Annotated in this window: 18 protein-coding genes and 3 pseudogenes; 10 read left to right on the forward strand and 11 right to left on the reverse strand. The window is 66.9% G+C overall.

Annotated elements, in window-relative coordinates; translation table 11 throughout:
* Positions 1–14: 14 nt before the first annotated feature.
* Together ACSQ14_RS23660 and ACSQ14_RS23665 are read right to left on the reverse strand one after the other, a co-directional pair.
* The gene (locus ACSQ14_RS23660) at positions 15–740 is read right to left on the reverse strand and encodes an enoyl-CoA hydratase/isomerase family protein (RefSeq protein ID WP_436017147.1); all 726 of its coding nucleotides are present in this window, start codon (positions 738–740) and stop codon (positions 15–17) included.
* Between the two features lie 89 nt (positions 741–829).
* Positions 830–1,216, reverse strand: a complete 387-nt coding sequence (locus tag ACSQ14_RS23665; protein ID WP_436017149.1) for a hypothetical protein — start codon at positions 1,214–1,216, stop codon at positions 830–832.
* A gap of 506 nt (positions 1,217–1,722) precedes the next feature.
* Between ACSQ14_RS23665 and ACSQ14_RS23670 the strand changes: the two are divergent.
* The 3 genes and pseudogenes from ACSQ14_RS23670 to ACSQ14_RS23680 all read left to right on the forward strand — a co-directional run.
* A pseudogene (locus ACSQ14_RS23670) lies at positions 1,723–2,033 on the forward strand (transposase); the annotation flags it as partial.
* Between the two features lie 204 nt (positions 2,034–2,237).
* Entirely contained in the window at positions 2,238–2,864 is a 627-nt protein-coding gene (locus ACSQ14_RS23675; RefSeq protein ID WP_436017151.1) for a tyrosine-type recombinase/integrase, read from the forward strand.
* Between the two features lie 65 nt (positions 2,865–2,929).
* On the forward strand, positions 2,930–3,499 hold the full coding sequence (locus ACSQ14_RS23680) for a tyrosine-type recombinase/integrase (protein WP_436017153.1): 570 nt from the start codon (positions 2,930–2,932) through the stop codon (positions 3,497–3,499).
* Between the two features lie 50 nt (positions 3,500–3,549).
* Here ACSQ14_RS23680 and ACSQ14_RS23685 read toward each other — a convergent pair whose 3' ends face one another.
* Complete coding sequence (locus ACSQ14_RS23685) at positions 3,550–4,062, reverse strand: GNAT family N-acetyltransferase (protein WP_436017155.1); 513 nt, start codon at positions 4,060–4,062, stop codon at positions 3,550–3,552.
* On the reverse strand, positions 4,063–4,323 hold the full coding sequence (locus ACSQ14_RS23690; RefSeq protein ID WP_436017157.1) for a DUF1778 domain-containing protein: 261 nt from the start codon (positions 4,321–4,323) through the stop codon (positions 4,063–4,065).
* 317 nt (positions 4,324–4,640) lie between these two features.
* Here ACSQ14_RS23690 and ACSQ14_RS23695 point away from each other — a divergent pair.
* From ACSQ14_RS23695 to ACSQ14_RS23705, 3 genes and pseudogenes are all read left to right on the forward strand, one after another.
* Positions 4,641–4,763: pseudogene (locus tag ACSQ14_RS23695) on the forward strand (integrase); the annotation flags it as partial.
* A gap of 263 nt (positions 4,764–5,026) precedes the next feature.
* Entirely contained in the window at positions 5,027–5,278 is a 252-nt protein-coding gene (locus tag ACSQ14_RS23700) for a type II toxin-antitoxin system prevent-host-death family antitoxin (protein WP_436017159.1), read from the forward strand.
* A gap of 315 nt (positions 5,279–5,593) precedes the next feature.
* Positions 5,594–7,291: an FAD-binding protein gene (locus tag ACSQ14_RS23705; RefSeq protein ID WP_436017161.1), complete on the forward strand. Its 1,698-nt coding sequence runs from the start codon at positions 5,594–5,596 to the stop codon at positions 7,289–7,291.
* A 77-nt stretch (positions 7,292–7,368) separates the two neighbouring features.
* On the opposite strand, the gene ACSQ14_RS23710 is transcribed toward ACSQ14_RS23705, so the two are convergent.
* The 4 genes from ACSQ14_RS23710 to ACSQ14_RS23725 form a co-directional block, all read right to left on the reverse strand.
* Complete coding sequence (locus ACSQ14_RS23710) at positions 7,369–7,557, reverse strand: DUF3606 domain-containing protein (RefSeq protein ID WP_436017163.1); 189 nt, start codon at positions 7,555–7,557, stop codon at positions 7,369–7,371.
* 166 nt (positions 7,558–7,723) lie between these two features.
* Positions 7,724–8,350 (reverse strand): glutathione S-transferase family protein, encoded by a 627-nt coding sequence (locus ACSQ14_RS23715; RefSeq protein ID WP_436017165.1) that lies wholly within the window; start codon positions 8,348–8,350, stop codon positions 7,724–7,726.
* A gap of 231 nt (positions 8,351–8,581) precedes the next feature.
* The gene (locus tag ACSQ14_RS23720; RefSeq protein WP_436017167.1) at positions 8,582–9,397 is read right to left on the reverse strand and encodes a uroporphyrinogen-III synthase; all 816 of its coding nucleotides are present in this window, start codon (positions 9,395–9,397) and stop codon (positions 8,582–8,584) included.
* 74 nt (positions 9,398–9,471) lie between these two features.
* Positions 9,472–10,581 carry an oxidoreductase gene (locus ACSQ14_RS23725; RefSeq protein WP_436017169.1) on the reverse strand — a complete coding sequence of 370 codons (1,110 nt, stop codon included), beginning with the start codon at positions 10,579–10,581 and terminating at the stop codon, positions 9,472–9,474.
* Positions 10,582–10,699: 118 nt separating this feature from the next.
* Between ACSQ14_RS23725 and ACSQ14_RS23730 the strand changes: the two genes are divergently transcribed.
* Positions 10,700–11,029: a winged helix-turn-helix transcriptional regulator gene (locus ACSQ14_RS23730; protein WP_436017171.1), complete on the forward strand. Its 330-nt coding sequence runs from the start codon at positions 10,700–10,702 to the stop codon at positions 11,027–11,029.
* Between the two features lie 252 nt (positions 11,030–11,281).
* Here the strand turns inward: ACSQ14_RS23730 and ACSQ14_RS23735 are convergent.
* Positions 11,282–11,794: pseudogene (locus ACSQ14_RS23735) on the reverse strand (glycosyltransferase); the annotation flags it as partial.
* A 410-nt stretch (positions 11,795–12,204) separates the two neighbouring features.
* Between ACSQ14_RS23735 and ACSQ14_RS23740 the strand changes: the two are divergent.
* The 3 genes from ACSQ14_RS23740 (at position 12,205) to ACSQ14_RS23750 (ending at position 15,694) form a co-directional block, all read left to right on the forward strand.
* Positions 12,205–13,248 (forward strand): alpha/beta hydrolase family protein, encoded by a 1,044-nt coding sequence (locus ACSQ14_RS23740; RefSeq protein ID WP_436017173.1) that lies wholly within the window; start codon positions 12,205–12,207, stop codon positions 13,246–13,248.
* Positions 13,249–13,936: 688 nt separating this feature from the next.
* Positions 13,937–14,503 (forward strand): hypothetical protein, encoded by a 567-nt coding sequence (locus ACSQ14_RS23745; RefSeq protein ID WP_436017175.1) that lies wholly within the window; start codon positions 13,937–13,939, stop codon positions 14,501–14,503.
* A gap of 15 nt (positions 14,504–14,518) precedes the next feature.
* Positions 14,519–15,694, forward strand: coding sequence for a zinc-dependent alcohol dehydrogenase (locus ACSQ14_RS23750; RefSeq protein WP_436017177.1), 1,176 nt, complete (start codon positions 14,519–14,521; stop codon positions 15,692–15,694).
* Between the two features lie 13 nt (positions 15,695–15,707).
* Here the strand turns inward: ACSQ14_RS23750 and ACSQ14_RS23755 are convergent, their stop codons facing one another.
* Both ACSQ14_RS23755 and ACSQ14_RS23760 read right to left on the reverse strand, forming a co-directional pair.
* A complete protein-coding gene (locus tag ACSQ14_RS23755; protein WP_436017179.1) occupies positions 15,708–16,988 on the reverse strand; it encodes a Coenzyme F420 hydrogenase/dehydrogenase, beta subunit C-terminal domain in 1,281 nt (426 codons plus the stop codon).
* 76 nt (positions 16,989–17,064) lie between these two features.
* Positions 17,065–18,147 carry a polysaccharide pyruvyl transferase family protein gene (locus ACSQ14_RS23760; protein WP_436017181.1) on the reverse strand — a complete coding sequence of 361 codons (1,083 nt, stop codon included), beginning with the start codon at positions 18,145–18,147 and terminating at the stop codon, positions 17,065–17,067.
* Positions 18,148–18,154 lie beyond the last annotated feature (7 nt).

Consider the following 18,154-nt stretch of genomic DNA (forward strand, 5'->3'; position numbering starts at 1 on the left):
GCGCCCAGGCCGAATTACGGCCGGGTCTTGGCGCTGACGAGCGCTGTGTAGCGCTGCTCGGCCGCGTAGCCGCCCAGTGGATCGCCGGGTTCACCTTCCGTCAGCGAAGCTTTCAGGTGCCGGAGCAGGTGCGGGTCCTTGGCGGCGATGTCGCGCGCGATCCCGGCGGTCACGCCGTCCACCTCCGCGTCGGGGACGATGATCATCCCACAACCCAGCGCCTTGACGTCGCGCGCCTCAACCAGCCGGCCAGATAGGATCAGGTAGCGCATGGCTTGCTCGCTGAGACAGCGGCGCAGGATCGAGGCGCCGGCGATGACGCCGTGGTTTGCGCCGGTCAGGCCGAGCGCGGCGCTCTCGCCGGCGACAACTACATCGCAGAGGCATGCGAGCAGCAGGCCTTCCCCCACGGCGGCGCCCTGCACCTTCGCGATGATCGGCCATTTGAAGTCCCAGAGCGTGCGCAGGAACATGCGGGTGAGCGCGTCCTCGCTATTGGGCACCCCGAAGCTGTCGTATGGCTCCTGGGGCGCCGGCTTGGCGTCAGGATCGGCTCCCATCGAGAATACGCCCTCTATCGCACTCTCCAGCACCACGACCTTGGAGCCCCAATCGTGGTTCGCCGTAGGCGCAAGTTGAATGAAGTCGACCATCAGGCTGTGGTCGACGGCGTTCGACGGCGCATGATCCAGCGTCAGGGTGCGGACGCCTTCGCTCGCTGCGGTGCGCACTAGAGCCATTTCGTCGAGTCCTCCCTGACCTGAGAGAGCTTAGCGCCGGTCAGCACGGTGCTTGCAAGCGGAGCCCTGCCGAAGGCGCACGGTCCGCCTCAACCCTGGTCAGCGTCGGCGATCTCGGCCAGAGCAGAGGGTGTCGCCCGCGCCCTTGCCCGGCGTTTGTCCTTCGGACGCGGCGGCACCGCTTGCGAGAAGATGGTGCGCGCGTTCCGGCCGTCGTCGTCCATGACCACAAGCGTGACCTGCCGCTGGTCTTGCTCCCCTTCCTGCGTGGACGAGACGAGGACCCTGCCGGACGGCGTATACATCGCGCTGCGGGGCACGAAGCCGTCAGCGAGGGGCAGGGTGTAGATCTCGTAACGGCCGGTCGACGCCGCTGCCGGCGCGCGCGGCGCGGCGACCGCGCTGTGGGTGAAGAACGCCGCGACAGCGCTGGTGGCGATAAGGCAGACGCGGACTGTGAGCGATCGCAGCTTCACTTCGAGGAATCCTCCGACGGGTTCTTGTTGACTCGCTGGCTTCAACGGACCGCTTCCCACGTTCCGTTGCTTCGCACCTAAAAATATTTCGCTTCCGAAGCGTATGCCCCGCGACGGCAGCGGGTTAGCGCACATCGTGGCTGTAGATGTCTTCCTGGGTCAGCCGGTTCAGCATCGGCTCGGGGCGAGCCGGGCCCCTCGAGCTCGGGTTCCCCCCGAGGCGGTAAGACCGAATGGCGTGCGGCTGAGGCGTCGAGGGTTGGTTGGGTGGAGAGCCAGGACGATTCTCGCGAATTGAGAAATGCGCCCCGCGCTCTGAGGCGATTCGCCCCACTGGCCGCCACCTCGAACGGCGCACCCTCACGGCATGACGAAGCTGGCGCATCAGGGGCTGGAGACGTCCCCGCCAGCGAGGCCCGACGCTTTGCCTGGGCGCTGCTCGCGGACCTGGACCCCGACGGAGCGTCGGAGGTCCCGGCGCTCCGGTTCGCCGGGTCGCCCTCCACGACTGCGAGCCCTGCACCCTGAAGCCGATCTGCTGCCCCGGCCGGCCGGCCCGCAAGGTGACCCGCTCCATCCACGAGGGCGCGCGCGACATGGCGCGCGACATCGCCAACACCGACGCCTGCGTCACCTCCCGGCGCGAGCGGAAGAAGGTCGAGACTTCGCCCACCTCAAGCGCATCGTCGGGCTCGACCGGCTGCGCCTGCGCCGCCCCTGCGGCGCCCGAGACGAGTTCCTCCTCGCCGCCACGGCCCAGAACCTGCGGAAACTCGCCAAACGGATCCCGGCCCGGGCTCAGGCCTGCCCAGCCTGAGCTCCGGGCGAGGTTCGTCGCTACCCGGCGGCCGAAAGATCAGCCGCCTTTTTCAACGGCATCGGTCGATTTGAAGCGGTACGCTCGGCGCCGCGAAGTTCCTGTTCCGGGGCGCGCTCGAAGTTCCGCATCTGGCGCCCCGCCCTGGGGACGTTTCTGTCGTGGTAAAATGGGCGAGGGCTGGGCTTCACCTGGAGGTGGGCCATGGCTCAACTCGACCTTTTCCGCGTCCCGCCGTCGCCCTGGAACATGGGGCGGATTGTCGGCGCCAAGCCGCCGTTTAAGCCGAAGCACATCTGGGCCATTCGGCATCACCTGAAGACAGAGCGGCGGGTGCGCGACCTGGCGCTCTTCAACTGCGCGATCGACGCGAAGCTGCGTGCCAGCGATCTGGTAAGGCTCCGGGTCAGCGACGTCATGCCTGGCGGCTCTTTCCGCGACCGCGCAGTCGTGATCCAGCAAAAGACTGGTCGCCCTGTTCCCTTTGAGATCACCGAACCAACGCGGGATGCGCTTGTGGCCTGGATCGCCAAGCGCGGAAGGCGCGGGGACGACTGGCTCTTTCCGAGCCGCAGCCGCCGCGGGGATCACATCACCACGCGCCAGTACAGCCGACTGGTCGATCAGTGGGTTAGCGCCATTGGCCTCGAGCCGAAGGCGTTTGGCACACACAGCCTGCGGCGAACGAAGGTCGCGCTGCTGTACAAGCAGACCGGCAACCTGCGAGCCTGTCAGCTACTTCTCGGGCACCGGAAAATCGAGAGCACGGTGCGTTATCTCGGGATCGATGTTGACGACGCCCTCGCGCTCGCAATCCAAGCGGATCTGTGAGGTGGGCAATGGCTCAACTCGAATTTCTCCGCGTTCTGCCCCCCCGATGGAACGTCGGGCGGTGCATGGGCGCCAAGCCGCCGCTAAAGCCGATGCACGTCTGGGGCATTCGCTATCATCTCAAGGCGATGCGGCGGGCCCGCGATCTGGCGCTCTTCAACTGTGCAATTGATGCTAAGCTCCGCGGGTGTGATCTGGTGAAGCTGAAGGTCAGCGACGTCGCCCCGGGCGGATCGCCGCGCGACCGTGCCGCCGTCGTACAGCACAAGACCGGTCAACCTGTCCCTTTCGAGATCACCGAGTCGACGCGAGGCGCGCTGACCGCCTGGCTCGCTGAGCGCGGGCAGCGGTCGGACGATTGGCTCTTTCCGAATTCGCGGCGGCCGGGTGATCACATCTCGACTGGGCAGTACCGCAAGCTGCTCTGCGAGTGGCTAAGCGCGATCGAGCTCGATCCAAAGGCCTACGGAACGCACAGTCTCCGACGAACGAAGGTCGCGCTGATCTACAGGCAAACCGGCAATCTTCGGGCCTGTCAGCTCCTTCTCGGCCACAAGAAGATCGAGAGCACGGTCCGATATCTCGGCGTCGAGATCGATGACGCGATCGCGCTTTCAGCCCAGCTTGACCTCTGAAGCTCGCCTACGGCGGCCTTGTGCCGCGGCCCGGATGGCGTGAAGTCGGTTCAAAGCCGACCTGCGGCCCTCAGCGATGCTGCGATATCGGGAAGGGACCGGAACAGCAGATACGGATCGGCTGGCGAGGAGACGAAGCCGCGGCGGCTCCAGAAGCCAATTGCATCCTCATCGATCGCCCTGACCAACAGGGCGCGGCCGCCGGTGAGACGTGCGCCGAGCACCGCTCGCTCGAGAGCATGGCCAAGAAGCGCTGTGCCGACTCCGCGACCGGCGTAGGCCAGATCCATGGCGAGCTGACCAAGGAGCAGGCATGGGATCGGATTTGGCGGTTGCCCGGTGCGAATTTTTCTCGGCAGGACAGCGGGTTCGATGGCGGTCGGAGAGAGGCCGTAGTAGCCGACGACCCGACCTTTGTCGTGAACCACCACAACCACGGTGAAACCATTCCGTTGGTTGCCAAGGGCGCGGGTCTTGAGCCACGCGTTCAGCGCCGGCTTGCCGCAGTCGAAGCTGGCGAGGTCATGCTCCTCGGTGAGGACCTCAGGCGCGGAGGTCGGCAACTACTGTTCCCAAGGCGCTCGGCGTTTCAGCAACTCCACGATCTCCGGCACGGCCGCGGGTGGCGCATCGAGCGCGGCTTTGAAAGCCTCGAAGTCGGCAGGATCGAGCCGAACGACTGACTGCTCGAGCAGCACCTCTTCCGCGGCCCTAACTGCGGCTTCGCGGACAAAATCGGTCCGCGTGCGGCCGCGTAGCCCAGCCGCTCGGTCGATGATCGCCAAATCCTGCTCAGGCAGGCGCATGGAAAGCGGCGTTGCCATCACTTTACCTCCGGATCAGAAGATAGCCGCGTGTAGCGCAAACTGCAATACATTAACCTCGCGCGGCGAGATCCGAGCGTCGCGTTTCTGGCGTGGCCCGGAGTTCGGCCCCTGGCGCGCCGCTTTGACGGCAGCCGATGCGCCTCGGTTCGCCGAGCATCCCGGGGACCTCCGGACAGGTGAGCCATGGCCGCCTAACTTGATCTTTTCCGCGACCCGCTCCGTGCCTGGAATTGCGGGCACATGGTTGGTCCGAAGCCGCGGCTTAAGCCGAAGCACGTCTGGGCGATCCGACACCAGCTCAAACAGGAAAAGCGCGTGAGGGATCTTTGCGAGCGTGCCAGCTGCTCCTCGGCCACACGAAAATTGAGAGCACGGTCCGCTATCTCGGCATCGAAGTGGACGACGTCCTCGCGTTGGCTGAACAGGTCGATTTGTGAGCGGCTGGTGATCACAGCTTCACCTAGGCGAGCGGCCGGGACGGCCGCGGCGAAGTTCTCATTCTGGGTGGCCGTGTAGCTTCCGCTCCTGTGCCGCGGCCGGTTCGCCGTCCATGGGAACGGGACGCCGGCTCAGACCCAATTAGTCGGTCTCTACACGCCCTTGTTGCGCCACCCGCTCGCCAGTTGACGCAAATTGCGCCACTTCAGCATTCGCGCTTTTGCCAGATAATGTATCTCCCTCACATCGAAGGATGTGCACCGTGCAAGAGTTCAAATTCAGCGATCTCGCTCGGAATTCAACCGACGTCCGCCACGCTGCTGCGCGCGCGCCGATCACGATCACCGAACGCAACAAGCCGAGGTTCGTCATGATGACCTACGAAGCGTTCGAGGCGCTCAGGAGCCGGACCCAGGACCCGCGTCGCGTGCTCGACGTCGGCAATCTGTCGCCGGACGACAAGACCGAACTGTTGGCGGCCCTGGAAGGGAGCATTCTTCCCGAGGATCGCTAGGCCATGCTGAAGCTTGCGACGTTGTCCTCCATCCTTATCGCGGGCGCGTGAAGCTGACGAGCGACGCTCCGAAGATGGCGCCAAGGATCGTCCCTGCGCCTTGGTAGTAGCTCTGACGAAATGGGCTGATTTGGGTCGTTCGGAGCGATCGTCAACGGCGCGAAGTTCGGCTTCCTGGAAGCGATCCGAGTTCGGCTCCTGGCGCGCCTCGGGCCTGAAGCCGGGCGACGAAACGGCATTAGACTCCGACGCCGTTCGGCCGCTGAATAAGCCTTGCAGGCGCGCCAGCAGATGCGCGCAGCAAGGGAGCTAAGCATGATCCGGAACCTTCCGGCGCGCTGGGATCTCGAGGCCGACGTGGTCGCGGTGGGCTCAGGGATCGGCGGCCTGGCAGCGGCGATCACCAGCCATGACCATGGTGCGACATCCCTGGTCTTGGAGCGGGCCGAGCAGGTAGGCGGCGTCACCGCCTACTCCCTCGGCGAGGTCTGGGTTCCAGGCAACCGGCATGCTCGTGCGTTGGGGATCGAGGACTCTGTCGAGAGCGGCGTGCGTTATGTGAACCAGCTGTCGATGGGCTACGCCGACGACACGGCGGTTTTGAACCAAGCCGTGCACGCGCCTGTGGTGCTGGACTATTTCGAGCAGCATATCGGCCTGCAGATGCGCGTGATCCGCAACTGTCCGGACTACTACTACGGCTACTCGAATGACGGCGTCGCCGAAGGCCGCCTGTTGGAGGTGGAGCCCTTCGCGGCCGAGCAGTTGGGTGATTGGCGGACCCGGACCCGGGTCTCGCCGCACGTGCTCTACGGCCTCACGCACGAGGACATCTTCGAGAACGGCGGGGCGGCGCACATCGCCCGCTGGGACTTCACGAGGATGGGCGACCGCCTCGTCAAGGACGAGCGCTGCCTTGGGCCGGGGCTGATCGCTTATTTCGTCAAAGGCGCGCTGGACCGCGAGATCCCGATGCACACTGGGGTGACGGTCGAGGAGCTGATCAGCGACGGCGAGCGCGTGCTGGGGGTGCGGGCCACGCGCGACGGCCAGAACCTGTTCGTGAAGGCCAATCGCGGCGTCGTGCTGGCCGTCAGCAGCTACGAGCGAAATCCGGACTTCGCCAAGACCTTGGGACAGCAGCTCGACGTCGAGTCCGTCGTGATGCCCGAGATCGACGGATCCCATTTCCGATTGGCTGGGCCGTTCGGTGCGCGGATCGCCCGCGTGCCCGACGTGACCATGCTGGGTTTCCACATCCCCGGCGAGGAACTCGAGGGCGTCGCGCCACTGTGGCGCAACACCATGGCTTACATGGGTCTGCCGCACTCGATCATCGTCAATCGCGCAGGGAAGCGTTTCGCCAACGAGGCGTTCTATCGCTCCATCTTCTACGCGGTCGACGCTATCGACGGGGCGACCCAGACGCACCCCAACTTCCCCTGCTGGCTGATCCTGGACAGCCAGGCGCGGGAAAAATATCCACTGGCCTCGATCATGCCGGGACAGCCCTTGCCTGAGGGCGTGGGCGCGCAGGCGAACAGTATCGCCGAACTGGCCAGCGAGATCGGCGTCCATGCGCCGGGCCTCCAGGCCACGATCGAGGCCTTCAACCGCCTCAGCGACCGCGGCGAGGACCCGGAGTTCGGGCGCGGAACCTCGCCCTGGGGAGCCTGGATGTGCGGAGATCGCTATCACACGCCCAACCCGAACCTCGGGCCTTTGGTCAAGGCGCCGTTCTATGCCGTTGAACTCAAGCGCCTGGCCTCCTCAGCGATCGCCTCGACCGGTCTCATGGGCGATGCGCACTGCCGGGTGATGGGTTGGGACGGCGCGCCCATCGCGGGGCTATACGTCGCGGGCAACTCCATGGCCCGGCTCGACAACGGCGCCTTGATGCAAAGCGGCATGTCGAACGCGCGCGGCATGACGCACGGCTATCTCGCCGGCAGGCACGCCGCAGGGAAGCCCAGCCAACTTCTGGAGCGGGCCCGCCAGGGTTTCCCAGCCTGATCCACCAAGTTCGGTAGTGCCGGGAGGGCGGGAAGCGGCCCGGCACGGCCGCGAATCCGTGCCAAGCGCTGCGGTGGCTAGTGGCACCTCAGCCGCTCCGCTGCGGCGGCTAGCGCCTTGCGATTGTTGCCGTGCTTGGCGATCAGGTCGCGAGCCTCCAGCAGGCTGATGTGGTGCTTCTTGGCGAAGTGGCGGAGCTCGTGATCTTCCGAACTGGACACCCGGCTGCGGTCGGGCTCGCCGACGTGCTGCTTGTTGTCAGTCATCTCGTTCTCCCTTGGAGGGAGGGAAGGTTGCGATGAAGGTTCCGCCACTAGGCGAACGCATGGTCTGGCCGTTCGGGCGGGCAGGGAAGTTCCTGTTCCGGGAAGCGATCCAGGTTCCGCTCCTGGCGCCGGGACGGTCATGACCAGGGAGACGGGAACACGCTGTCTAGGCCGAGAGCGCCTCGTGCGAGCGGTCGAAGGCACGCTTGTACGCGTCGCGTGCTGTGGTGCGGGCGAGATAGGCCTGTTCGGCGTCTCCGAGTTCGAAGCCGGCGTGGTTCGCGCCCAGCCTCAGCGCGAAGCTGACCGAGATGTCGGCGGCGGTAAACTGGTCGCCACCCATGTAAGGCGCGCGGGCGAGCTGCCGCCGCACGAGCAACAGCCGACGCTCGACGCACCCGCGCGCCCAGCGGGCGCCCCAGTTGTCCCGCTCCGCCTCGGGCGTAAGGAAGCCGCTCACTAGCGGGACCATGATCAAGGTCGCCAGGCCGGCTTCGCCCATGTGGAGGAACTGCTGGTAGGCGGGGAAGGCCGGATCGTCGGGCGTCGGCTGCAGCGGCGTGGGACCGTAGCGGCCCATCAGGTACTCCAGGATCGCCACGGACTCGACCATGGTGATGTCGCCGTCCTGGATCGCAGGAAGGAAGTCGCCCGGATTGACGGCGAGCCAAGCGGGATCCTTCTCCGCGGAGATCATGTCCACCTGTCGCAGGCGGTAAGGCAGACCCATCTCCTCCAGCAGCCAAACGACCCGCAGCGACCTCGACGTCTGCCCGCCCCATACCGTGATCATCGTCCTGGTCCTCCATCCGATCCTGGATGTAAGACGCACGGCCCCCGGAACATCCGACATCTGGTGGACGGCTCCGTGGGTTGCTGGCGCCGAGGCGAGGTGGATCGGCGAATCTTGTCGGCCGGCTTGGAGGCCAAGCCTGTCGCGTCGCCGTCCTAAGTCGTCGGTGAACGTCTGCTTCCCGCGGGCGGGCCGGTGTCCGCTATTGGCGCCGAGCTAACTCCGCCCGGGTCACGACAGGGCTCGCACGATCTCGGCGACCAGTGGTTTCAGATGGAAGTTATTTGGGGGTTGGATCGCGGTTCGCCCGCCGGCCTGGGTGACGGCGTCCGCGGCCAAGGGTCCGACCGCTGCGATCTTGGTCTTGTCGAACGCTTGGGCGAGCTCTTTCGTCACGCCTAGTCGCTGCGCCACCTCGGTCAGACGGCGCACCTGAGGACTCGACGTAAAGGCGATCAGATCGACGCGTCCGGCCGCCATCTCTTCGATCACGAAGGCGACCCGCTCGTCGGCTTCGTCCGAGACATATTGGTAGGGGAGGACGGGATCGAGGGTGGCGCCGCTCCGTTCCAGCGTGGTCCGAAGCACCGCTTCGTCAGCATTCGGGTAGAGCTGTACGCCGATCCGCCTTCCTTGAAGGGAGAGGCTGGACAGAAGCGCCAGCACGCCTGCGGTCGTGGGATTCTCCGCAACCAGGTCGACGCCGAGGCCCAGCTTTCGAAGAGCGGCGATGGGTTTCGGGCCTCTCGCGATCTTGCGCGCCTTCTTCAGAGCTTCGAACGCGGGGGCCGTCATGCCGAGCTGATCGACCGCGGCCCAGATGCGGGTGACGCCTTCGCCGGTATAAAAGACGATGCTGTCGTGCTGGCCCTGGCATAGCCGGCCAATCCAGGCGTGCAGCTCCCCCGTATCCTCGACGTCCCGGACCGCGACGAGCGGACAGCGCACCACGCGCGCGCCAAGCTTCTCCAGCATGGAAGTGAAGAGGTCCAGCTCGCGGCTCTCAGGAACGGCGATGCGGGTGTGTTGCAGAGGTGATTGGCTCACGCTGCTCTCCGTAGCACGAACGGCATCACCTCCGCCGCCTGAAAGCGAATGTCCAGTTCCCGTTATGGCGCGGCTCAGAGCGTCGGGACCGTGCCTCCGTCAATGACGAACTCGGCTCCGTGGAGCGTGGCGGCGCGGTCGCTGGCGAGAAAGGCGATGAAGTCTGCGACCTCCTCGGGGGAGTTCGGCCTGCCGATCGGAATCCCGCCGAGGGCGCGCATCAGTCCCTGGCGTGCGGCTTCCACGTTGCTGCCCTCGGCGAGGGCCAGGCGTTCGATCATCCGCGTGGCGGAGCTGGTCTCGGTGAAGCCGGGCGCGACGCTCAGGACGCGGACGCCCATGGGCCCGAGTTCGTTGGAGAGCGCCTTGCTGTAGGTGCTGAGCGCCGCCTTGGCGGCGGCGTACGCGAGGGTGGACTCGTAGAGCGGCAGTTTCCGCTGAATGGACGTGACGTGGACCACCACGCCATAGCCCTGGTCGATCATGGCGGGGAGCAGCGCCCGGTCGAGGCGCACGGCGGATAGCAGGTTTATGTTCAGCGCCTCCGCCCAATGGGCCTCGCTGAGCGCAGCGAAGCCGCCGCCTGGTGCGGACGAGCCGCCGAAGTTGTGGATCACCACGTCGACCCCGCCGAGCTTTGCTAGAACGGCTTCGGCCAGGCCCATGACCCCATCTCTGCCGGTTAGGTCCGCCGCATGAAAGAGCTCTGGCCGCTCGAGCCCGTCCGGCCTGGTGCGGGCGGTCAGGAAGACCGTCGCACCCGCGCCGCTCAGCCGCTGCGCGATCGCTGCGCCGATTCCTTGCGTGCCGCCCGTCACGAGTACACGACGCCCGGTGAACTCCGCTTGCGGCGGCCGTGGAGCGATCTCCAGCTCACTCACCTGGCCGGCCTCCAGCCGGAACCGGTAGCGGAGGTCCGCGCGGCCGCCCGGGAAATCCCCGGTCACGTGGGCCGTCACCGTGCCGCCGTCGGGGGAAGGCTCGAAGCTCCGGGGCTCGGCGTGGAACCGGTACTGCCGGCGCGCCTTTGAAGCCCAGGCGCGCACGGCCTCGCGGCCGTGATGATCCCGCTGCTCGTCACGGACCGAAGCGTCTTCGGCGAAGCAAGCAGCGACAGCCTCGGGATCGTCGCGGTTGGACGCCTCGAAGTAGCTCGCGATGGGCTCGGGAAGTTTGACGGTCATGGCTGGGCCCTCAGGGTGGCGAAAGCCATCGAGGTGGATCTATACTCCTGACATGGCAAGAACCGACAAAAACGTAGGGTACTCACCTACAGGTAAGTTAGAGGGCGTGACGCCCGACATGGCCGCCACCGGTGTTGAGGCGGCTTTCCGGATGCTGGAGGGGCGCTGGAAGATGGTCATCATCTTCCATCTCTTCGACCGCGAGGTGCTGCGGTTTTCGGAGTTGGAGCGGGCGATCCCCGGCGTCTCGCAGAAGATGCTGATTCAGCAACTGAGGGACCTGGAACGCGACGGCATCGTAGAGCGCATCGTCTACCCCCAGGTTCCGCCCAAGGTGGAGTACAGCCTGACGAACTGGGGCAAGGCCATGTGTCCCGCTCTCGACGCACTTCTCGAATGGGCCGCCCAAAGACCAGCGGCCGCGAAATCGGTCGGTGGCCGGAGCTGAGCGTCCGAATGCCGGACCGCGTCAGACTGCCGTCTCGTACCCCAGCTTGAACCCGCGCTTTTGCGGCTGCTCGATTCTGGCCGGCATTGGGATCTCCGGCTAGGGTCGTTTTGAGCGGGCCAGTCGCCGCCACGAAGTTCCTGTTTCGGGACACGCTCCAAGTTCTGGGCGCAGCTGGAGGTGAATGAGGTTAACGCCAGCTAGTCGTGCGCCACGTGGCGCACTCGGACGTCACCCGCGTGCCCGAGCGGTCGACGGCGCGGACCTTCGGAAAGGCCGGGGAGGGTGGTTCTGATATACTGTTCCCGCCCAGTTCGCGGCGGGCAGGGGCGCGCGTTGGGCGTTGCTGATGGAGATCAGGGGGAACCGTCGCCAGCGGGCATAGATGGCCGCCAGGTCCTTGATGTCGAGACGCCCGTGCAGCGTCGTCAAGGTCCGCTCCGCGATGGTCTCGAAGAACGGGAAGTGGATCATGTCCGTGTGAAAGTGGATCACGTCGAACGCCTCGGCGCGGCTGCGTACCTCCGCGAGTTCCGCGAGGTGGGCGGCGAGGTCGGACTTCAACGGCGATGGATCGAGCCGGATCGCCTGATCGCGCACCGGCACCAGCCGGGCCCGGGTCCGCGCCTCGGCGCTGGCGAACAGTGTCACCTCGTGGCCCAGCGCCGTCAGCGCGTCGCAGAGCGCAGCCACGACGCGCTCGGTGCCGCCGTAAAGCCGTGGGGGCACGGCTTCGAAGAGCGGGGCGATCTGCGCGACCTTCATGACTCGGGCCGCTCGCCGCGTGGGCGGCTGAGGACTTCGGTTGTCACTGGAGTCTCTTCTCCTTGATCCAGCTGCGGATACGCGCGCCGGGCGGTGGCGTTCCACGACGTTCGCGGCGGCTCCGAATGCGGCCTTTGGCCGAACCATGACCCGGGCTGGATCGGTGAGGATTAGCCTCGCCGAATGCGGGAAGCCGGCTGGCGGTTCGATCCCTCGCCCCCTCCGAGCCGCCTCTTCGGACGTGAGCTCCGTCCGGCGCGACGCAGGGATATGGCGAGGTTCGCAACCTTGTCTCGGCTTTGGTTTTTTGACATCGCAGTCAAACTGGCTGCTTCTGGCCGTTGGCGCGGACGGGCTCTTTTGGCCCTCCGTGCGTGGGGCCGCTCGCCACCCTTTCAGGGAGAGCTTCGATGCCGGTCGTCGAGAAGAACCTGGGCCAGCTCGATGCAAAGCTGAGCGATAGGTTGGGTGACGAGCAGGCGGCGGGCTCGACCACCCACAAGCTCGCCTCGCTGGTCGAGCAGTATGCCGAACTGTTTGCCCATGGCGCCCGAACGCCGGTGCTGAAGCGGCCTAGCGACCTCGGCCTGGCGTACGACGACGTGTTCTTCCCGTCGGCCGACGGGGTTCCCCTGGAAGCGTGGTTGATCCCGGCGGATTCGGACAAGCTGCTGATCGTCAACCATCCGATGACCTGCAATCGCTACGGTTTCCCAGGTCATCTGCCGCCTTGGAACACCATGTTCGGCGGCTTCGAGGTCAACTTCCTGCCGGAGCTCCGCCATCTGCATGACGCCGGCTACAACATCCTGACCTATGACCTGAGGAACTGCGGCCTCAGCGGCGATGGCAACAAGAACATCAGCGCCCTCGGACTTCTCGAGTGTCGCGATGTCGTCGGTTCGATCCGCTACGCCATGAGGCGGCACGATCTGGCCGCGATGACGACGGGTCTCTACAGCCGATGCATGGGCGGCAACGCGACCATCATCGCGATGGCTAAGTGGCCGGAGGAGTTCGGCCACGTCCGGGCCCTGGTTCTGCTCAACGTGGTTTCCGGCAGGACCTTCATCGAGAAGGGCGCCGAGATGGTTCACCTGGACCCGGAAAAGGCGGTCACGAGGCTGGACGAACGGTTGCGCCAACTCACGGGCTTCCGGCTCGATGAGGAGACGCCGCTGCCCTACGCCGCTCATGTGCAGGCGCCGACCCTGATGGCGCAGCTTCGCCGCGACTTCCTCATTCACGCTGAGCGCGATGGCCAGGCGATCTTTGACGCCCTGGGCGCGGAGACGAAGGAGCTGCTCTGGATCGAGGAGTCCAACCAGCGCTTCTACGCCTACAACCACTTCGGGCTGCATCCCGAACGCCTGATCGACTGGTTTGCTCAGCACATGGGCGGCGGGGTTCCAGCGTATCGCTCGTGGGCCGCCGCGTCGGCTGCGCGTCAGTAGAGGTTCTGCTTCGGTCGTTCGTGCTTGTTCGACCGGCGGCCTAAATCTCCCATCTCGGCGCGATCGGCCGATCCGCGGCGGGTGAGCTGCGGACCTGGTGCGCCTACGAAACTGCGCGCCGCAGAGGCTTGGTTAAGACGGGAACGGCGGCTGATCTTGCTGCATTAGGTCCGCACCGCGCGCAGGAACGTCAGCATGCAAGAGGCATATGACCAGCCATTCAGCGTCACCGTCGTGGAGGGAGAGGTGGTCATCTCAGGGCCGGATGGGTTGAGGGCCTCGCTTACCCCCGCTGCGGCCATAGAGTCTGCAACGCGCCTCAGGGAGGCCGCCGAGCAGGCCGCCAGGGAGGCGGGACTCTCAGGGAAGGCGCGGGACTAGCGTGCGGCGGCACCGTGATCGCGTCCGGCCAAGCGCCTCTCGCAAGTGCCCTCGGCATCGGCTTGCGAAGCTTGGCCGCCCCCGCGCGTCTCATGCCCACGATAAGGAGACGGCCCCGGCGAAGTTCGGCGCGCGCGGAGCGTGCGCGAGGCAAGTAGAGCCTCCAGGGAGGCGAAAGGCGGCTCGCGCGGTGAGCGTCGGTCATCCGACCCTCCAGACGGCGCTTTGAATTCACAAACGAAAAGACGCGGAACCTAACGGCTGCTTGCTGGCTTCGGCACCCACTGGGAAGCACGGAGCTTTGGACATGAGCCTGGCCGAACCCTCGAGAGCCAAACCGGATTATCGACGCGGCGTGGCCGCGAACATGCGCGAGTCGTTCTCGCAAGTCCGCGGCGTCGCGGACGACGCGTGGCAGAGGTTCGTCCGCGCGCCCAGGTTCACCGTGCCGATGGGCGGCAAGACGTTCCACGTTCTCACCGACCGGGTGCGGGCGACACCGGCGGTAAGCCCGACTTTGTCGATGAACATCGGCCTGGCGGCCATTGGCCTGGGCGTCTGGGGCATGTTCTTTCCCCACCACGTGAAGCGCACGCTCGGGCTGCAGGCGCCGGCGCCGGTGGTGCAGGCGGTCTTCGGCGCCCGCGAGCTGTGGAGCGGCTATTCGCTGGCTGGCGATCCGACCAAAAGCGGCGTGCTCTGGGCGCGCGTCGCCGGCGACGCCTTCGACCTACTGGCGCTGAAGGCGCTCGACAGCCGGACCAACCCGAAGCGCGGGACCGTGCGAGTGGCGCTCGGCCTGGTGTTGGCCGTCACCGCGCTCGACGTCATCGCCGCCGCGCGGATGAGCGCGGTGCAACGCAATGCAGCCTAGGTGGGAGCGCGATCGATGAAGGCGCTGTGCTGGCAGGGCAAGAAGGACATCCGTTGCGAGGAGGTCCCGGATCCGATCATCGAAGATCCGAAGGACGCCATCGTCCGCATCACCTCGACCTGCATCTGCGGGTCGGACCTGCACCTGATGAACGGCTTCGTGCCGACCATGTGCCTGGGCGACGTCATGGGCCATGAGCCGATGGGCGAGGTGGTCGAGGTCGGGACGGAAGCCAAGGCCAAGGGCCTCAATGTCGGCGACCGTGTGGTCGTGCCATTCCAGATGATCTGCGGCGAGTGCGAACAGTGCCTGAAGGGCAACTACTCGGTCTGCCAGCGCACCAACCGCAACGCCGAACTGGCGAAGGCGATGTTCGGCGACAGCACCGCCGGGCTGTTCGGCTATTCGGCGCTGACCGGCGCCTACGCCGGCGGCCAGGCCGAGTATCTGCGCGTGCCGTTTGCGGCGACGACCGTGGTCAAGATCCCGCAGGCAGGCGAAGACGAGCGCTACATCTTCCTCTCCGACATCCTGCCGACCGGCTGGCAGGCGGCGGCGCAGGCCGACATCGGCCCCGACGACACGGTCGCGGTCTGGGGCTGCGGCCCGGTCGGGCTGTTCGCAATCCATGCGGCCAGGGTGCTGGGCGCTAAGCGGGTAATCGCCATTGACGACGTGCCGGAACGGCTGGCCAAGGCCCGCCGCGTCGGCGCCGAGACCCTCGACCGCAGCCAGGCCAATGTGCTGGCGGCGCTGAAGGACATGACCCACGGCCATGGACCGGAGAAGTGCATCGACGCTGTTGGCATCGAGGCCCACGGGCCGAACGCGGTGCTGGAGCTCGTGGAACGCGTGCAGACGGCCCTCAAGCTGGAGACGGAGCGGCCGGTCGCCCTGCGCGAGGCGATCCTGGCCTGCAAGTCGGCCGGCACGGTTTCGATCCCGGGCGTCTATGGGGGCGCCGTCAACACCTTCCCGGTCGGGGCGATGATGAACAAGGGCCTGACCATCAAGACCGGTCAGACCCACGTGAAGCGTTGGACCGACGACCTGCTGCGCCGGATCGACGAGGGGCAGATCGACTCGAAGCTGCCGCTCACCCACGTCGAGCCGCTCGGCCGCGGGCCGGAGATGTACAGGACGTTCCGCGACAAGCGGGACGGCTGCATCAAGGTGCTGCTGAAGCCCTAGCGGCACTGCAGACCTAGGCCTGGCCCGGCTTAGCTAGCCGGTCTATGGCGGCGCCGAGCCGGCCGCGGGAATAGGTCAACGCCTGATAGGTCCTGAGCGCCGCCCTCGCCCAGCTGAGGTAGAGCCAGGGGCAGCGCAGTCGGCGCGCGAGCCAGAACACCCGGTGGCTCCAGCGCGCGATGGCGCAGCGCAGGCCGTAGATCGCCTGGCGCCTTGGCGGCACGCCGCGCGCGGCGGGCGCAACCCGCTTGCGCGGTGCCGCGCGCCAATGGGCGAGCCGCAGGGCAAGTCCCTCGCGCCGCTGGCGGAACCCCGCGGCCTGGGTCCTGACGACGAACTCGGCGTCGACGGGTGAAAGCGCCAGCGCGGCCGCGGCTGCGGCGCGCTCCAGCAGTTCGGCGATCTGCGGTGAGCGGACGACGACGACATTGGTCCCGCGGCCGTCCGAGGCGTAGGGCTCCACCCAGGCGTCGCCGAACGACACGTCGGCGGTCTCCGCCACCACATCATCGCAAGCATCGCAGGCCGACGCCTGGAAGAAGCCGGCGCCCCAATCGCCATCGGCCATATGCCACCAGTCGCGTCGTCGCTCGCCGCCGTCCCTGAGGCCGATGCGGGTGGTGTACCAATTGGCGGGACGCGCCGGATCCTTGGCGCGGAAGTCGATGCTGGCGATGTCGGCGGCGCGCAGGCCCATTTGCCAAGCGTGGCTCTCAGCCATCCGTGCGCTCTTCATGTGCCCGCAGAACAGGCCGAGGGTGAAGGCGACGCGGCCGCGCAGCAGCGGGTCCTCGGCGCAGGCCAGCCGCACCGCCTTGATGAAGCAGGGCACGCCGATCACCGCATAGCGGCCGGGAACGGCGCGGATCTCCTGCAGCACCCCGGACAACTCGACCGGGTAGTAGCGCGACTTCGCCGCGCGGCGGACCTCGTCGACGGACCGCGAGATCTGATAGCGGAACAGCTTGTCCGCGCCGTCGTCGGTCCCGCCGACGTGGGCAACCGCATCGACCAGGCCCTCCTGCAGCAGCGCCGCGGCGGCCCAGGAGACGAGCCCGCCCGAGCTGCCGGCGGCGCGGAAGTCGCCGGCTGCAGCCCAGCCGACATAGGCGGCGATGTGTCGACCGATCCGTGCATCGCGTCGGGGCGCAGCGGGGAAGAGCGCAGCTGCGAGCAGGTCCTCGTTCAGCGCCGCCGCGGAGAACGGACAAGTGCGGGCGAAGGCCTCGGTGCGCCGGGCGTACCAGCCGCGCGGTCCGCTAGGCCGCAGCTGGCCGTAAGCGTCGAGCCGCATTTGGCCCTCCCCGTTGGAGCCCTCGATGCAGGCGCCGCAGCCGATGCACAGGCCGGCGCGGACCACGTCGCGAGGGCTAAGTCGCAGAGGGCTGGGCGAGTGCATGGTCGAGATAGACCTCAGACGACCGGCGAAGGGCTGTGAGCCGGGCGCCGATCGCCGGCTTGGGCGGGTGGGCCAGCAGTTCGGCGTAGCGGACCGGCGGCGTCACTTCGTCGACCAGATGCTCGCCGGCGCCGAGGTTCTCGACGAGCGCGATCACCTTGTTGCGCCGGTAGGCGCTGGGCGTGGTCATAAGCGGCTTGCCGTTGATCAGGGCGAAGACGCAGCCGTGGAAGAAGTTGGTGACCACGGCCCGGGCGTTGGCCATGGCCTGGGCGAACTCGTCGGGACCGGCGTCGAGCCACTGCTCGTCGGCCCAGTCGTTGCGATAGCCGATGCTGAGCAGCCGTAAGCCGTGACGGTCGGCGGCGTGACGCACCGCCTCGGCGAACCAGCCGTCGAAGCTGTGGCCATAGATCACCGCCCGGTCGTCGGCGGCCGAACGTGACGCCGGATCGGCGTCGACGAACTGCAGGCAAGGGTCAAGCACCAGCGGCGGGTCGATCTGCAGCGCGTCCTGCACCAGCCGCCGCGAGTTCTCGTCGCGCACCGCGATGGCCGAGAACCGCCTGAGCTTGTCCGCCCAGACGGCGTCGAGGCGGTCCGTCGCGTCGTGGGCGCCGAAACTCGCGGCGTAGGAAATGACCCGGCCGGCCTTCAGGCCGTCGCCGAAGAAGACGCTGGCGCCGGCGTACCAGGGATGGCGCAGATTCCAGACCTCGTCGCTGCCGACGACGACGATGTCGAACGCCTCCGTCTCCGACGGCTCCTCCAGGCGGAACGACGTCGAGAGCGGCAGCTCGGCGAAGCGGTGGAAGAACTTGCGCGCCTTCGCGGCGTAGGCGGGCCGGTCGGCGCGTGGGGAGCGCGTCGGCAGCGCCGGGCTCAGCGCGCATTTCCACTCGGCCCGGTCCACCCGCCTGGACTGATGATCCATCAGCACCGCGTCCAGGCCGCGCCGGCGCAAGCCCTCGACCAGGCGCCGCGCCTGCCAGTAGGACCCGTAGTTGATGCAACGATGGAAGGTGAGGACGCCGACTTTCGGGGGATTCGTCATGCTGAAC

The sequence above is a fragment of the Phenylobacterium sp. LjRoot219 genome (assembly GCF_964252995.1).
Lineage (GTDB): Bacteria > Pseudomonadota > Alphaproteobacteria > Caulobacterales > Caulobacteraceae > Phenylobacterium.

Bases quoted from the DNA above. Each gene is read 5' to 3' on its own strand.
- ACSQ14_RS23660 (WP_436017147.1), bottom strand. From the start codon at position 740: ATGGCTCTAGTGCGCACCGCAGCGAGCGAAGGCGTCCGCACCCTGACG.
- ACSQ14_RS23675 (WP_436017151.1), top strand. From the start codon at position 2,238: ATGGCTCAACTCGACCTTTTCCGCGTCCCGCCGTCGCCCTGGAACATG.
- ACSQ14_RS23680 (WP_436017153.1), top strand. From the start codon at position 2,930: ATGGGCGCCAAGCCGCCGCTAAAGCCGATGCACGTCTGGGGCATTCGC.
- ACSQ14_RS23690 (WP_436017157.1), bottom strand. From the start codon at position 4,323: ATGGCAACGCCGCTTTCCATGCGCCTGCCTGAGCAGGATTTGGCGATC.
- ACSQ14_RS23705 (WP_436017161.1), top strand. From the start codon at position 5,594: ATGATCCGGAACCTTCCGGCGCGCTGGGATCTCGAGGCCGACGTGGTC.
- ACSQ14_RS23710 (WP_436017163.1), bottom strand. From the start codon at position 7,557: ATGACTGACAACAAGCAGCACGTCGGCGAGCCCGACCGCAGCCGGGTG.
- ACSQ14_RS23715 (WP_436017165.1), bottom strand. From the start codon at position 8,350: ATGATCACGGTATGGGGCGGGCAGACGTCGAGGTCGCTGCGGGTCGTT.
- ACSQ14_RS23725 (WP_436017169.1), bottom strand. From the start codon at position 10,581: ATGACCGTCAAACTTCCCGAGCCCATCGCGAGCTACTTCGAGGCGTCC.
- ACSQ14_RS23730 (WP_436017171.1), top strand. From the start codon at position 10,700: ATGGCCGCCACCGGTGTTGAGGCGGCTTTCCGGATGCTGGAGGGGCGC.
- ACSQ14_RS23740 (WP_436017173.1), top strand. From the start codon at position 12,205: ATGCCGGTCGTCGAGAAGAACCTGGGCCAGCTCGATGCAAAGCTGAGC.
- ACSQ14_RS23745 (WP_436017175.1), top strand. From the start codon at position 13,937: ATGAGCCTGGCCGAACCCTCGAGAGCCAAACCGGATTATCGACGCGGC.
- ACSQ14_RS23750 (WP_436017177.1), top strand. From the start codon at position 14,519: ATGAAGGCGCTGTGCTGGCAGGGCAAGAAGGACATCCGTTGCGAGGAG.
- ACSQ14_RS23755 (WP_436017179.1), bottom strand. From the start codon at position 16,988: ATGCGGCTCGACGCTTACGGCCAGCTGCGGCCTAGCGGACCGCGCGGC.
- ACSQ14_RS23760 (WP_436017181.1), bottom strand. From the start codon at position 18,147: ATGACGAATCCCCCGAAAGTCGGCGTCCTCACCTTCCATCGTTGCATC.